Origin of the sequence: Bacillus cereus group sp. MYBK30-2, from assembly GCF_051915945.1 — a bacterium.
Lineage (GTDB): Bacteria > Bacillota > Bacilli > Bacillales > Bacillaceae_G > Bacillus_A > Bacillus_A paramycoides.
Map to the genome: position 1 here is coordinate 114,375 of NZ_JBQAFR010000005.1, position 14,576 is coordinate 128,950.

Sequence of the window (14,576 nt, forward strand, 5' to 3'; positions counted from 1 at the left end):
TCCGGAAGTTACGGTAAAAAATGAAACTTTTGTCATTACGATATTGATTTATATTATGTGTAGGCGCTTACAACGATAGTGTGAGGAGGATTAGAAATGAAACTGTTAGCGATTACATCGTGTCCGAATGGAATTGCCCATACTTATATGGCTGCAGAAAATTTGCAAAAAGCAGCGGATAAATTAGGTATTCAGATGAAAATTGAAACCCAAGGTGGTATAGGGGTAGAAAATGAGCTGACTGAAAAAGATATTCGAGAAGCAGACGGTATCATTATAGCTGCTGATAGAGCGGTAAATAAAGATAGATTCATAGGCAAAAAATTGTTGGTTGTCGGAGTTCAAGATGGTATCCGTAAACCAGAAGAATTAATTCAGAAAGTAGCAAGTGGCGATGTACCTGTCTATCATTCACAGGCCAAAACAGTTGAAAGTAATCAACAGGGGAGAAAGCAAAACCCGATATATCGTCATTTAATGAATGGTGTATCTTTTATGGTCCCATTTATTGTAGTTGGTGGATTGTTAATTGCAATTGCATTGACGCTCGGTGGAGAAAAAACACCTGGAGGTCTAGTGATTCCAGATGGATCTTTCTGGAAAACAATTGAACAAATTGGTGGTGCATCATTTACGTTTATGGTTCCAATTTTAGCTGGATATATAGCGTATAGTATAGCCGATAAACCTGGTCTTGTTCCTGGTATGATTGGTGGGTATATTGCAGCAACAGGAAGTTTTTATGGAAGTGAAAGTGGTGCTGGTTTTCTTGGCGGAATTATCGCTGGTTTCCTAGCAGGTTATGTAGCATTAGGAATTAAAAAAATAAAAGTTCCAAAAGCGATTCAACCAATTATGCCGATTATTATTATTCCGGTGTTCGCTTCGCTTGTAGTTGGTTTAGCATTTATATTTATTATTGGTGCTCCTGTCGCACAAGCTTTCGAGTCATTAACTGCTTGGTTGGCGGGTATGCAGGGATCAAGTTCAATTCTCCTAGCATTAATTTTAGGGGCAATGATTTCATTTGACATGGGTGGACCAGTCAATAAGGTTGCATTCTTATTTGGTTCAGCAATGATTGGAGAAGGAAACTATGAGATTATGGGTCCGATTGCTGCGGCAATCTGTATTCCACCAATTGGAATGGGACTTGCTACTTTCATAGGTAAGGGGAAATTCCAAGATTCAGAGAAAGAGATGGGTAAAGCATCATTTACAATGGGGCTATTTGGGATTACGGAAGGTGCGATACCATTTGCGGCACAAGATCCACTTCGTGTTATTCCAAGTATTATGGCTGGTTCAATGACAGGTGCTGTGATTGCCATGATTGGTCATGTAGGTGATAGAGTGGCACATGGCGGTCCAATTGTTGCGGTGCTAGGAGCAGTAGATAATGTATTTATGTTCTTTGTGGCTGTAATTGTAGGTTCAGCTGTGACTGCTGTTCTAGTAAATGTATTGAAAAAAGACATTTCAAAGGTAGAAAAACAAGCAGTTGAACAAATACAAGAAGTTTCAGCAACAAAAGAAGTGCTGCAAGTGGAGCAAGAAACGCAAAAAGAAAGCAAACAAGTAGATAAGGTAGAAATAAAAAAACTAACAGACATTACGAGCTTAGAGTTAATTGAAACAGATCTAAAGGGAGAAACACGAGATGACGTCATTGATGAAATGATTCAAAAATTAAACCATGTCGGTGCATTGCATTCCAAAACAGAATTTAAACAAGCGATTATGAATCGTGAGCAAGAAAGTACAACAGGTATTGGTATGAATATTGCGATTCCACACGGAAAATCAGAAGCTGTTAAGCAACCAAGTGTGGTATTTGGGATTAAACAATCAGGCGTAGATTGGAAAAGCCTTGATGGAACGGAAGCGAAATTAATATTTATGATTGCGGTACCAAAAGAAAGTGAAGGAAATCAACATTTAAAAATCCTTCAAATGCTTTCTCGAAAACTAATGGATGACAATTATAGAGAGCGGTTATTATCCGTCCAAACAAAAGAAGAAGCGTACAAGCTACTAGATGAAATTGTATAGAATGGAGGATTATAATCATGACTGAACCATTATTTTTTGCACCTGTTTTTAAAGAAAGAATTTGGGGTGGAACGCAATTAACTTCTTTTGGATATGAGATTCCATCAAATCAAACTGGAGAGTGCTGGGCTTTTGCAGCACATCAACATGGACAAAGTATTGTTAAGAACGGAAAATATAAAGGTTTATCTTTAGGTGAGTTGTGGGAAGAACATCGAGATTTATTTGGAAATGTGGAGGGAGATTGTTTCCCTCTTCTTACAAAAATTTTGGATGCCAATCAAGACCTATCTGTTCAAGTTCATCCAAATGATGAGTATGCCAGTGTACATGAAAATGGAGAACTGGGAAAAACAGAATGCTGGTATGTAATCGATTCCAAAGAAGACGCAGAAATTATTTATGGACATCATGCGAAAACAAAAGAAGAGTTCATGGCTATGATTGAACAGAAAGAATGGAATCAACTGTTACATCGTGTGAAGGTGAAACCGGGAGATTTCTTCTATGTACCAAGTGGAACTGTTCATGCAATCGGTAAAGGGATTTTGATATTAGAAACACAGCAAAACTCTGATACAACCTATAGATTGTATGATTATGATAGAAGAGATTCAGAAGGGAATTTACGTGAGCTTCATCTTGAAAAAAGTATTGATGTAACCGAAATTCCATTTATATCGAATCAGTTAACTGTAAAACATGAAAAAGTAAATGATTTGATCGTAACAAACTTTATCAAATGCCCGTATTTTTCAGTGGGAAAATGGGAGCTAGATGGATCAGCTAGTTTGAAACAACAAAAAGCATTCCTTCTTGTTAGTGTAATTGAGGGAGAAGGTGAGTTAATTAAAGACGGCGAACACTTTTTCTTTAAAAAAGGAGACCATTTTATATTACCTAATAATTTTGGGGAATACGATTTGGTTGGTAACACTAATTGTATTGTTTCAAGCTTGCAATAATTTTAATTATCCGTATATAACGAACGAAGGATGTTTGTTTATTTTAACACAAATTAACCAGCTGTAGCCTTTGAATAAAGTATGATTCTTACAAATGCTTTAATTAGTTATATTTTAGTTTATCTAGGAATGACTGTGTTTGGAGTATAGCTTAGAAAACATTAGTTCGATTTTTTCTGATGAGGGTAACATTTTGTTACTCTTTTCTTGGGGGATCAACATTAAGTAGCTACTTCCTAAGCATTCTTCCTTATTAACCAACCTGTTTATGCTTTTTTCAAACTTTGCAACAGAGCCGTATTTCTACTAGCTATTAAGAACGATGGAAAAGCTGTCTTTTATTCAAAAGCTTACGAAATAAACGAATGTAAAATTACTATTTTTCCGGAAGTTACGGTAAAAAATAAAACTTTTAACTGTTTGATATTGAAATACAGTAATGGTAGATACTTTCATTAAGGTTTGAAGAGGATGTATTAGCGTTTTTAATGACAACTAAGTATTAGATTCTGATAGTGAATGTATGATAGAAAGGCATTCTAGTAATATAAGTTGTGGCAGTGAATTTTATTACTTAACAGACCCTTTATTGACTTTATAGGTTTAAGTCAATGATTAGTTAATCTGGCATTGTATAAAAGCGCCTTATTTACTACTTCTATTTGTGAATAAAATCACAAGTGATATATGGAACAACAAAATGATTTTAATGACTAAGCTTTCATCAATCATTTAATCTGGCGCAGTACTGTTAGGTAGAGGGGGGACAGCTTTAACACTGATTCAGTGATAGTACACCATCCGCAGCCACGCTGTATATCGCAATCTCATAGAGGAACAGAATAAAGCAGGCTGTCTGTCAGGAGAAGGTCAAGTAGTCCTGATGAGAATGAGAAACAAATTTCACAGCAATCACTCAATTTTCGAAGAGATAGGCGACAACAATGCCTCCTCGCCAATTTTGAAACCGCTTTAAAAATCTCAAGAATCAGGTTTGTTCTGGGGGTGAATAAATGATAAATCTTGGCTATCAGGACAGAGCCGATACGGAATGATGAATTCTGAGATCCTTACTAGGGATAAAGGAGGTGATTTTCTCAGAGAAGAAGTTAACTTTTCAATAGACAAAGATTGACGAAAATAGACGCAACAGTTGTGTCTATTCAGAAAAAAACAGGAGGAAATATTTGGGAGGTATTGATATGGTAGGGATTATCCTAGCAAGTCATGGCGAATTTGCTGAAGGCATCTTACAATCTGGCGCAATGATTTTTGGAGAACAAGAAAACGTTAAAGCGGTTACCTTAATGCCAAGCGAAGGTCCAGACGATTTGAGAGCAAAAATGGAAGCAGCAGTTGCATCTTTTGATAATCAAAATGAAGTATTGTTTTTAGTTGATCTATGGGGCGGTACTCCATTCAATCAAGCTAACAGCTTGTATGAAGAACACAAAGACAATTGGGCAATCGTTGCTGGTATGAATTTACCAATGGTGATTGAAGCCTATGCATCCCGTTTCTCAATGGAGTCTGCTCAAGAAATCGCAGTACATATTGTTAAAACGGCAAAAGAGGGGGTTAGAATTAAACCTGAAGAGCTAGAGCCGAAAGAAAATACTAATACCGTAGTTGTTGAAGATGGACAAGCAAAAGGTCCACTTGCTCCAGGTACAGTAGTTGGTGACGGGAAAATCAAGTTCGTTTTAGCCCGTGTGGATTCTCGTTTATTGCACGGTCAGGTAGCGACTGCGTGGACAAAGTCTACAAACCCAAATCGTATTATCGTAGTTTCAGATGCAGTGTCTAGAGACGACCTTCGTAAGAAATTGATCGAACAGGCGGCACCACCAGGGGTTAAGGCAAATGTTATTCCAATCAGCAAAATGATTGAAGTTGCAAAAGATCCCCGTTTTGGTAACACTAAAGCACTATTATTATTTGAAAACCCACTAGATGTCCTAAAAGTTATTGAGGGCGGTGTGGACATTAAAGAAGTTAACGTTGGTTCTATGGCTCATTCAACCGGTAAAGTTGTCGTTAGTAAGGTTCTTTCTATGGGACGAGAAGATGTTGAGGCTTTCGAGAAAATGGAAGAAAAAGGCGTTCGGTTTGATGTACGTAAAGTACCGAATGATAATCGTGCAAGCATGGATGACATTCTAAAAAAGGCGAAAGTTGAATTAGCATAGTGACATAGCAAATTTAAATGAAATGGGGGCCCATCATGTCTATTATAGAAATAGTTTTAGTAATACTAATTGCTTTTCTAGCTGGTATGGAAGGAATATTAGATGAATTTCAATTTCATCAACCACTAGTGGCATGTACATTAATTGGTTTAGTAACAGGCAACTTGGAGGCTGGTATTGTTCTTGGTGGTACACTTCAAATGATTGCACTTGGATGGGCAAATATCGGGGCAGCCGTAGCGCCAGATGCTGCATTGGCATCGGTTGCATCAGCAATTATTTTAGTATTAGGCGGACAAGGTGTTAGTGGTGTTGCATCAGCAATCGCAGTAGCGGTTCCGCTTGCAGTAGCAGGCCTTTTCTTAACAATGATCGTTCGTACACTAGCTGTCCCTATCGTACATATGATGGATACAGCAGCTGAAGAAGGAAATATAAAAAAAATCGAAATGTTACATATCGCTGCGGTGTGTTTACAAGGGATTCGAATTGCGCTTCCTGCAGGAGCACTTTTATTTATCCCTGCACAAAGCGTTCAAGCATTCTTGGAATCAATGCCTGCATGGTTAACTGACGGAATGGCTATTGGTGGTGGAATGGTTGTTGCTGTTGGTTATGCTTTAGTTATTAATATGATGGCAACTAAAGAAGTATGGCCATTCTTCATTATTGGTTTCGTAATAGCTGCAATCTCTCAATTAACACTTATTGCACTTGGTGCATTGGGTGTGGCTTTAGCTCTTATTTATTTGAAACTTTCTAAAATGGGTGGTTCTTCAAATGGTGGTGGAGGCAACTCTGGCGATCCACTTGGCGATATCTTAAACGATTATTAATTCAGAAGGAGGAGAAAAGAAATGGCAGAAAAAATTCAATTAACAAAAAAAGATCGTTTAGCCGTTGCATGGCGCTCTACGTTTATTCAGGGTTCTTGGAACTATGAACGTATGCAAAATGGTGGTTGGGTCTTCTCGATGATTCCAGCAATCAAAAAATTATATAAATCAAAAGAAGATCGAAAAGCAGCGTTAAAACGTCACTTGGAATTCTTCAATACGCACCCTTATATTGCTTCACCAATTCTAGGAGTTACATTAGCACTTGAAGAAGAACGTGCTAATGGTGCTGAAGTTGATGATGTGGCAATTCAAGGGGTTAAAGTTGGGATGATGGGTCCTTTAGCCGGTGTTGGTGATCCAGTATTCTGGTTTACCTTACGTCCGATGTTAGGTGCTTTAGGGGCATCATTAGCAATGGGTGGAAATATCCTTGGGCCAATCCTTTTCTTCTTAGCTTGGAATCTGATTCGTTGGGGCTTTATGTGGTATACACAAGAATTTGGTTATAAAGCAGGTTCTAAAATCACTGATAATCTTTCAGGTGGATTATTACAAGATATTACAAAAGGTGCATCAATCCTTGGTATGTTCGTACTTGCTGCCTTAGTACAACGGTGGGTATCGATTAAATTTCAGCCGGTTATATCTAAAGTTCAGTTAGATAAAGGTGCATATATTGAATGGGATAAGCTTCCTTTAAATGGGGAAGGAATACGTCAAGCTTTTGAACAAGTAAACTCAGGAATGGCACTTTCACCTACGAAAGTAACGACCTTACAAAATAACTTGGATCAATTAATTCCTGGTTTGGCTGCATTGCTTCTGACATTCTTATGTATGTGGTTGCTTAAGAAAAAAGTCAGCCCAATTGTTATTATTCTTTCCCTATTCGTAGTTGGGATAGTTGGTCACGTAATTGGACTTTTATAATGAAAGTATCGACGCTCTCAATTCCCAATGTTTACTATTGAGATGTAGTTTGTAGGAGATTTTTACAGCCTGCAAATGCATAATTGTTTGCAAATAAAAGTGGCTGGAGGATATTGATTCGGCCACTTTTCATGTTGACTTAATTGCTTAGAGAAGCAATTAATAAATAAGATAATAGAAATGGAGCGGATATAATGGTTCAGTCAATTAATACAAAGGTAGATCTAGTAATAGATGCCACTTCCTTTATGGGACTTGCAGATTATGGGGAAATTATGATTGGTGATAAAGGGTTTGAATTTTATAATTCTCGTGACACACGTAAATTTATTCAAATTCCATGGGAAGAAGTAGATCACGTTATTGCCTCTGTGATGTTTAAAGGGAAATGGATTCCACGTTATGCGATTGAAACGAAGAGAAACGGGACCTTCACCTTTTCTTCTAAGGATCCCAAAAAAGTTCTTCGGACCATACGAGAATATGTAAATCCAAATCACATGGTTCGTTCTCTAAGTTTCTTTGATGTTATTAAACGATCATTTAAGTCGATGAGCAAGAAAAAATGGAATAAAAGCTAAAGTGACCCCTCTCAAGTAGATAGAATTCTATTTTGTGAAATCCTTTACGAAATGCAGATGTATATTTTAACTACCAAAATATTAGGTTTTATTCACTATGAGAGTATGTTTGTAAGAGTTTTTACGAGCATCCTTTTTGGTTGGGGATTTATCGGCCATAGAAAAAAGTTTAGTGTAATTGAGGGAGAAGGTGAGTTAATTAAAGACGGCGAACTCTTTTTCTTTAAAAAAGGAGACCATTTTATATTACCTAATAACTTTGGGGAATCTCCTACAGTGGAGAAACAATGGATGTAATCGAGTTAATGAAAACAGCAAAAGAGATTGGATTGAAGACAATTAGTCTTTCGCGTTTAGGAAGCAGATACGAGTTATACTTCCATAGTCAAGAATGGCACAATGAATCCTGGAAACCGAAAGCTTCTAAATTCTTTCCTTCAATCCTTATAATTACAGACAAACATTACGACGTTCAATCTCCTTATTTCCGTATCTTTCAGACTTCTTCCATCAATAAATTTATGGGTAGTATGTCAGCTAAATTATAATAACTCTTCCTAGACTAAACAGTACACCCGAATGTACGGCTGAAGATGAGAGAAGTTATAAGGCATACAGGGAATATTATGTTATACAACTGGGCATGAGTCTAAGAAAAATAAAGAAGCCCTTCTAAAAAGGCTTTTTTATTTTTAAACTGCATCTTTAGTAATTTTCACCTCATGATCAAATTACTCGTATAAGGTTAAAGTAATTGCTTGAGCTAACATACTAGGGTTGATGGTAATTCGAGTCGTACAGGTATTAATAAGAGGATTTGATGTGTGATGCTCTATAAAATACCATATATGACTTGAATGGATGGTATTAGAAATAATTGAGCAAAAGATGAATGGAAATTGGAAATAATAAAGTTTGATCAAAATCTTGTAGTAAAACTGCAGGGTTTTTCTTTTTCTTATTGAGCTAATGGGAGAGTTTAGTTAAAGAAGAAAATCAAATAGCATAAGCCTACAAAAAAGAAAGCAAACTAAAATCAAGGGTGCCGATAACGAAAAGATACTACTTCGCTATCTGTATATGGTGTATGTATAATTGTTGGCATCTTTGAAGGAATAACTAAATTTAAACTACAAGGGTGGTGAAAGAATGGATAAAAATAAAAAAAATCAATTTAAGAATAATAAAAACGTTCTCCCAAAAGCAGATGTAGAACTTGCTGGAGAAAATGGACTTGAAAAGATAGCATTAAGAGCTCAAAAAAATCAAAATAAGTAAACAATAAGGGACATAGACCTGTCCTTTTGTTCCTTGAAATTAACCTGATGTTTTTTAGGAATACTAAAAGTAGATCGTCATAAGGTGATCTCTTATGATACATCCACAATATCCATTCCTTTGTCAGAGGCTGGAAAAATGGCCTTTTTACAGAGATGGTAAATAAGTATGTTCATACCACAGCTACAAAGGCTGGCAAGCATCTAATGTTATTTTAGTGTTAGATTCTCCATCAACACGTCATTTAAATGATGTAATCGTTTCCCAGACAGCTAATCCAAAACAAATAAAAAATGCGTTATTTATTAGTATGTCACGTGTAAAGGGGAAGGCCTCAACTGGGGAGTATTCCTTTGTTTGCTTAAATTACTTACAAAAATATAATCATTTAAAATCAATTTTTAATTCATCCTTTGAAGATGAAATAGACTTACCATTTTAGTAGGGCTAAACATAGGAGAGACATCACTCCTAAAGCAGCTTAAGAAAAAACCTTCTTAGACATATCATAGTGAACCGTACAAGAACTATCAGCAAACCAAAATGAAAATCCAGCTAGATGATAATCATCTAGCTGGATTAATTTAGTTTTTTCCATTGGATGTCCACTGTATACCTGATTTTTCATATATACGGGTTAGCGACTGATTATATTTTTCGGCTTTTTTATTAATATCGTCAATAGATTTGGAAAATTTATTGCCACTGCTTACATCGTTGTTGTTTATAGCTAATTTAGAATACTCAGCAGCTTCATTTAATTTGTTGGAACTTTCAAGTAATAATGCTTGAGGTTCGTTCATATTTGGATATCTTTTTATGAAGGTGCTAAAATTTTCATTTCGTACAAAAAATGACATAATTACCGCCTTTTCAATTATTTAAAAGGCTGATGATAAAAAGTATATTGGTACAATATTACTACTCATATTATAATACTTAGTTACTGACTTTTTCACAATATTGTTCTGAAGAGTTAACAGCTGATGATGTCATTAAGAAATCCATGGATAATGAAACGCTAAAGAAAATCGCACATGAATTAATAAATGCGATTAAGAACAACATAACTATTGACTGGAGTTTCAGACAAAGCGCTCAAGCAGGTAGGAGAAGAATCAATAAAAGGCTGTTAAAGAAATGGTATTCCCCACCAATTTAAGCGGGGAATACACTGGAAGTAGTCATGAGACAAGCAGAGTTTATGTGTGGAAATTCAGATTCTATTGATATAGGTCGAAAAACAGGCAGGAGAACAAAGCGGTGACTATGTACTATAAAGGAGACATAGCTATGGCAGATATAAAGTTTGAAATTAAAGAAAACGTAGGCGTTTTATCTCAATCACCTAAAGGGTGGACAAAAGAATTAAATCTTATTAGTTGGAATGGAAAAGAAGCAAAGTATGATTTGCGTGATTGGGCGCCAAATCATGAAAAAATGGGTAAGGGCATTACATTGACTGTTGAGGAACTAAAGACATTAAACAACGTTTTGAATAGTGTGGAATTAAAGTAAATAGGGTAATTGAGGCACAATATTTAAAAGTCTGTGCCTCTTTTTATTGAATTTAGATGAAGGAAAATGATTCAACGGGTTCTGGTGCAAAAAGATAATGAAGAGTAAAAAGAATGAGTCATTTCTAACGGAATGACTGTTTATACGTTAAGACCAAAGAGAATATTAATCAGTTGTATCTGCTTTTGGACAGACTTTCCTCCATGGAAAGTCTGTCCTTTTCTAATCATATGCATTGCTTCTATTCCAGCAAGTGTTTTGGTTGCTGTGTGAAGAGATTGAAATCCTAGCATATTTCGGACCCGTTTTTTGATAAAACGATGGTCTTGCTCGACAATGTTGTTTTGATATTTCATCTGTTGTAACTTAATTCCTGCTGGTAGGTCTCTTGCTTTTTGTGATTGTTTCACGGCTTTTGTATAGGCTGGGTTTTTATCAACTGTGAGGACACGAGGTTTTGAGGTATGACAAGAAGATAAGGCCTTTTTGAAGAAACGTTTAGCTGATTTCGCTTTTCTACTTTTACTTAAATAAAAATCAACGGTGTTTCCCCCAGAATCCACAGCCCGATACAAGTACATCCATTTTCCTTTCACTTTGATATATGTTTCATCGACACGCCAGGAATCATTTGTTTTCTTTAAATGACGACGAACGCGTTTATCTAGTTCCGATCCATACCGATGAACCCAACGCATAATCGTTGTATGAGAAATGGATAAACCACGTTCCTCCATCATTTCTACCAAATCTCGATAACTTAAACTGTACCGGAGGTACCATCTAACTGCTAATAGAATAATCTCCGGTTCATAATGCTTCCATTTAAAATCCACTGGTTTTTTCATCGTCGTACACGTCCTTTATTTATGAATATTTTCAGTGTACACAATGACAGTATTTTTGCACCAGAACCATAAAAAATATTGTATGTTTAAATATTATATGTTACATTAATGTTACAATGACATTACATAAAGTTACTTTTGTTTCATTTGTTTTTCTTTGTGTTTATTTTTGTTACGAAATGTAAAATTAAAATGGTTTATCAATGTGTATAAGGGTGTGTGTAGTAAAAAGTCTGAGCTAGAACTACATGCAAATTATAAAATTTCCTTTCTGTCTTAAAAGAAGAATACCAACTATTTAGGTTTTTTTGTAATGAGATTAAATAAAATGTACTTCCTTTCCCACACAATTTAGTACATGTTTATGGTTTAGTCTAATTGCTACATAGACCCTTATACATATGAATTTAACTGCATTAAAGAAAATATTATTACTTAAAACAATATTAAAAAACTAAACTTTTAATAATATCATCTTAGACATTTTATTTGTTCTAAAAAAATGCCTAGATGGTATTTTTAATAGGGGAACTTTAAAGTTACATTATTTATTGAATCTAATAATACATACAAATGAATTTTTAGATTTAAATTCATTATGAATCTATATATAATCATTGAGGTATATAAAATGAAACATTCTTATAAGGTGTTTATATGTGTTTGGATAGTAATTATATTATTTTTTGTAACTTATTATGGATATAACTTGATATCTGATAATAATTAGTAATAAAAAAGAAAGATTTATTGGTTAGCATTTAACCAATAGATCTTTCTTTGAGTTAGCATCCTTCACATAATTATTATTGAGGAAGGAAAAATGTACAGAGAAATTTTATGAAATATAAGTATAGTCTAGTCTAATTTCTAATGGTTCCAGTATCTTTAATTTTGACGTGAGTTTTTATATTTATTTTAGCCTCTGTTAATGCTTGCGGCCAATTTCCTTTTAGTTTTTTCCACTTTTTATATTGAAAAGCTCTAGCATATAATGATAATCCAATTGGATCAATTTTATTCTTTTGTATTTCATACAACATATGTTGTAATTTTTTATTAAGTTCTTCCTGGATATCCTGTTCTAAATTATTTATGGCTTTATTATTATCAACATGTCCATTTTTCAAATTTCTATTGATTTTTTCTATTAAAGCTACATTAGCGTATATGTCAAAATTAAATATAAATTTTCTTTTTTTCGGTACTTTGCATATAGATGGTAAATCCGTTGATCACGGTAGGACTTTATTTCAAACCCACACAAGAAAAAATAGATTACCTGCACACTAAAAAGTATAGCGAACAGGTAATCTAGGTGTTTTGAGATTAATGAAAAACTAATTTATTTTTTGAATTCTTCCATCAATAATAGGCTGAATTGGTTCTTTTGCTTGTTTTATGTAATCTACTAATGCTTCAAAATCAGTTGGTCCTGTTTCAGCATCTTTCCCATTTTTAAAGGACACAAATCCATCTCCACCTGAAGCTAGAAATGCGTTCGCAACGACGCTGTAAGTTTTAGAAGGAATAATTTCTTCTCCATTTGTTAAGCGAATACTTGTGACTTTTTCTCCATTTGGCTTGTTCGCATCCCAAGTGTATTGGATCCCTGAAATTTGAAGCATTCTCGTTATGTCTTTTTGCCATTGTTGATTCAAAATATCACGAATGCCTTGACCCGTTAAATTAACTTTTATTAATTGATTTCCGAATGGTTGAATGCCATATACCTCTCCCCATGTAATATCACCAGCATCTAAGTCATTACGAATACCACCAGGGTTCATAAGAGCAATTTGGGATTGCATTGTTGCACGCTGGGCATCAGCGATTAAATTGCCGAGAGTAGATTCACCAGCCGTATTTTGTTTGCGATCTAGTGGAGCGGTAGATTTACCAAGAACTTCATTGACAAGAGGTGCGATTTTTTCTTGATATTTATCCAACTTCTTCTTTATTTTTTCATCAGGCTTTATGCCATCATGGTAGGTTGTAACAATTTCTGCTTTTTTCTCAACAATATCTTTTGTCTTACGATCAATCTTTACATCAACATCAGCAAAAGCCATTCCATAAGAATTTGCTTGTACGACAAGTTTATTATTAACAGTTCCATTTACATAGGTGTGGCTATGCCCCCCAAAAATAACATCGACTTCTGAATCAGTCTCATTTGCTAATCGGACGAGATCACCATTTGTTACGCCGTTCTCATCTGTTGTACCTCCGTTATGCGCAAGAACAACGATAGATTTAACGCCTAGTTCTTTCAATTGCTTTACGGATTTGTTAATGGCTTCAACTTCATCTGTAATTTCTACATTCTTTAGCATAGTAGGCATAACAACGTTAGGAACATCTGTTGTTACGACTCCGATAAAGCCAACAGGAACTCCTTGTACCTTTTTTATAGTAAATGGTGGTAAAAATAGACGACCGGTGGATTTATTATAGAAATTTGCGGCAACATATGGGAATTTTGCTCCTTTAAAATTCCCTGTTTTTTCATGGTATCCACCATAAATAAGGCGGTGCATTTCTTCAATGCCTTCATCAAATTCATGATTTCCGATGGTTCCAACATCAAATTTTAAATCATTTAGAAATTCAATTGTGGGTTCGTCTTGTAATAATGCTGAAACAGGAGGACTTGCTCCAACGATATCGCCAGCATGAACCTTTAATGTATTCGGATTTTGTTTTTCACGATCACGTAAATAAGCCGCTAAGTACTCGATTCCCCCTGCATCTTTATTGTTAATTTTCTTTACAGTGTCTAGTTGCCCATGAAAATCGTTAATACCGAGCATTTGTACATCTATGTAGCGGTTTGGTTCTGTAGGTGCTTGAGCTGGAGGTGCAGCGAATACACTTGAAAAAGTAACTGTACTTAATGCTAAAGCAACTGGAATGATTTTTTTCAACATAAAATTTTCTCTCCCCTTAATAAAATCTGACATCATACGATATAATCTGACATCATACGATATTATTTTAATAGATTAAGAAGATTATTTCTATAAAAATTCTACTAATTATAAAAATTAATAAGATTTTATTGTTTTCTGACAAAGGGCTCCTTCCTTAAAAATGTGAAGGTGTGAAACACCAATTTTAGGTGGGAGATGAATATCGGTAGGCGTGAGCCTATGTTTTTTTGATTAGGATATAAAGAAAAAGTGCCACCGGCACTCCAAACATATATATAAAATCAAAACGCACACCATTGGAGCCAATGGCATGCGCTACATAAATTGTTAGATATTCGCACACATCTGTTTTACAAACTATTCACAGGAAAACAGATTCATATGGATGAAATGACAGAATCAGAGTAAACGTAAAATAGGGTGAGTGCAAAATTATGGATGTT

General features: G+C 35.1%; 12 protein-coding genes and 3 pseudogenes. 11 read left to right on the plus strand and 4 right to left on the minus strand.

Going from position 1 to position 14,576, the window contains the following annotated elements:
- Positions 1-96: 96 nt before the first annotated feature.
- From ACTFQM_RS22990 to ACTFQM_RS23030, 9 genes and pseudogenes are all read left to right on the plus strand, one after another.
- Positions 97-2,052, plus strand: a complete 1,956-nt coding sequence (locus ACTFQM_RS22990; protein WP_440036406.1) for a fructose-specific PTS transporter subunit EIIC — start codon at positions 97-99, stop codon at positions 2,050-2,052.
- Between the two features lie 17 nt (positions 2,053-2,069).
- Entirely contained in the window at positions 2,070-3,017 is a 948-nt protein-coding gene (gene manA, locus ACTFQM_RS22995) for a mannose-6-phosphate isomerase, class I (protein ID WP_440036407.1), read from the plus strand.
- Between the two features lie 1,202 nt (positions 3,018-4,219).
- Positions 4,220-5,206, plus strand: coding sequence for a mannose/fructose/sorbose PTS transporter subunit IIA (locus tag ACTFQM_RS23000; RefSeq protein ID WP_440036408.1), 987 nt, complete (start codon positions 4,220-4,222; stop codon positions 5,204-5,206).
- 35 nt (positions 5,207-5,241) lie between these two features.
- The gene (locus ACTFQM_RS23005; RefSeq protein WP_048376089.1) at positions 5,242-6,042 is read left to right on the plus strand and encodes a PTS mannose/fructose/sorbose transporter subunit IIC; all 801 of its coding nucleotides are present in this window, start codon (positions 5,242-5,244) and stop codon (positions 6,040-6,042) included.
- Positions 6,043-6,063: 21 nt separating this feature from the next.
- On the plus strand, positions 6,064-6,975 hold the full coding sequence (locus tag ACTFQM_RS23010; RefSeq protein WP_002175137.1) for a PTS system mannose/fructose/sorbose family transporter subunit IID: 912 nt from the start codon (positions 6,064-6,066) through the stop codon (positions 6,973-6,975).
- Positions 6,976-7,169: 194 nt separating this feature from the next.
- Positions 7,170-7,556: a DUF956 family protein gene (locus ACTFQM_RS23015; protein ID WP_071721079.1), complete on the plus strand. Its 387-nt coding sequence runs from the start codon at positions 7,170-7,172 to the stop codon at positions 7,554-7,556.
- A 171-nt stretch (positions 7,557-7,727) separates the two neighbouring features.
- Positions 7,728-7,853, plus strand: a pseudogene (locus ACTFQM_RS23020) (hypothetical protein); the annotation flags it as partial.
- Positions 7,854-7,915: 62 nt separating this feature from the next.
- Positions 7,916-8,104, plus strand: a pseudogene (locus ACTFQM_RS23025) (hypothetical protein); the annotation flags it as partial.
- Between the two features lie 601 nt (positions 8,105-8,705).
- The gene (locus tag ACTFQM_RS23030; RefSeq protein WP_265623650.1) at positions 8,706-8,834 is read left to right on the plus strand and encodes a hypothetical protein; all 129 of its coding nucleotides are present in this window, start codon (positions 8,706-8,708) and stop codon (positions 8,832-8,834) included.
- A 584-nt stretch (positions 8,835-9,418) separates the two neighbouring features.
- Here the strand turns inward: ACTFQM_RS23030 and ACTFQM_RS23035 are convergent.
- Complete coding sequence (locus ACTFQM_RS23035) at positions 9,419-9,694, minus strand: hypothetical protein (protein ID WP_440036410.1); 276 nt, start codon at positions 9,692-9,694, stop codon at positions 9,419-9,421.
- Positions 9,695-9,780: 86 nt separating this feature from the next.
- Here ACTFQM_RS23035 and ACTFQM_RS23040 point away from each other — a divergent pair, with 86 nt between their 5' ends.
- Both ACTFQM_RS23040 and ACTFQM_RS23045 read left to right on the plus strand, forming a co-directional pair.
- Complete coding sequence (locus tag ACTFQM_RS23040) at positions 9,781-9,996, plus strand: type I restriction enzyme endonuclease domain-containing protein (RefSeq protein WP_269719668.1); 216 nt, start codon at positions 9,781-9,783, stop codon at positions 9,994-9,996.
- Positions 9,997-10,127: 131 nt separating this feature from the next.
- Positions 10,128-10,352 carry a YdbC family protein gene (locus ACTFQM_RS23045; RefSeq protein ID WP_033719866.1) on the plus strand — a complete coding sequence of 75 codons (225 nt, stop codon included), beginning with the start codon at positions 10,128-10,130 and terminating at the stop codon, positions 10,350-10,352.
- A gap of 140 nt (positions 10,353-10,492) precedes the next feature.
- Here ACTFQM_RS23045 and ACTFQM_RS23050 read toward each other — a convergent pair whose 3' ends face one another.
- The 3 genes and pseudogenes from ACTFQM_RS23050 to ACTFQM_RS23060 all read right to left on the minus strand — a co-directional run bounded on the left by ACTFQM_RS23050 (position 10,493) and on the right by ACTFQM_RS23060 (position 14,130).
- Complete coding sequence (locus tag ACTFQM_RS23050) at positions 10,493-11,200, minus strand: IS6 family transposase (protein WP_440036412.1); 708 nt, start codon at positions 11,198-11,200, stop codon at positions 10,493-10,495.
- 863 nt (positions 11,201-12,063) lie between these two features.
- Positions 12,064-12,402: pseudogene (locus ACTFQM_RS23055) on the minus strand (Ger(x)C family spore germination C-terminal domain-containing protein); the annotation flags it as partial.
- Between the two features lie 138 nt (positions 12,403-12,540).
- A complete protein-coding gene (locus tag ACTFQM_RS23060) occupies positions 12,541-14,130 on the minus strand; it encodes a bifunctional metallophosphatase/5'-nucleotidase (protein ID WP_440036413.1) in 1,590 nt (529 codons plus the stop codon).
- Positions 14,131-14,576 lie beyond the last annotated feature (446 nt).

Excerpts from the sequence above, each read along its gene's own strand:
- manA (WP_440036407.1), top strand. The coding sequence starts at position 2,070 with ATGACTGAACCATTATTTTTTGCACCTGTTTTTAAAGAAAGAATTTGG.
- ACTFQM_RS23060 (WP_440036413.1), bottom strand. The coding sequence starts at position 14,130 with ATGTTGAAAAAAATCATTCCAGTTGCTTTAGCATTAAGTACAGTTACT.
- ACTFQM_RS23045 (WP_033719866.1), top strand. The coding sequence starts at position 10,128 with ATGGCAGATATAAAGTTTGAAATTAAAGAAAACGTAGGCGTTTTATCT.
- ACTFQM_RS23010 (WP_002175137.1), top strand. The coding sequence starts at position 6,064 with ATGGCAGAAAAAATTCAATTAACAAAAAAAGATCGTTTAGCCGTTGCA.
- ACTFQM_RS23030 (WP_265623650.1), top strand. The coding sequence starts at position 8,706 with ATGGATAAAAATAAAAAAAATCAATTTAAGAATAATAAAAACGTTCTC.
- ACTFQM_RS23015 (WP_071721079.1), top strand. The coding sequence starts at position 7,170 with ATGGTTCAGTCAATTAATACAAAGGTAGATCTAGTAATAGATGCCACT.
- ACTFQM_RS23035 (WP_440036410.1), bottom strand. The coding sequence starts at position 9,694 with ATGTCATTTTTTGTACGAAATGAAAATTTTAGCACCTTCATAAAAAGA.
- ACTFQM_RS22990 (WP_440036406.1), top strand. The coding sequence starts at position 97 with ATGAAACTGTTAGCGATTACATCGTGTCCGAATGGAATTGCCCATACT.
- ACTFQM_RS23005 (WP_048376089.1), top strand. The coding sequence starts at position 5,242 with ATGTCTATTATAGAAATAGTTTTAGTAATACTAATTGCTTTTCTAGCT.
- ACTFQM_RS23000 (WP_440036408.1), top strand. The coding sequence starts at position 4,220 with ATGGTAGGGATTATCCTAGCAAGTCATGGCGAATTTGCTGAAGGCATC.
- ACTFQM_RS23050 (WP_440036412.1), bottom strand. The coding sequence starts at position 11,200 with ATGAAAAAACCAGTGGATTTTAAATGGAAGCATTATGAACCGGAGATT.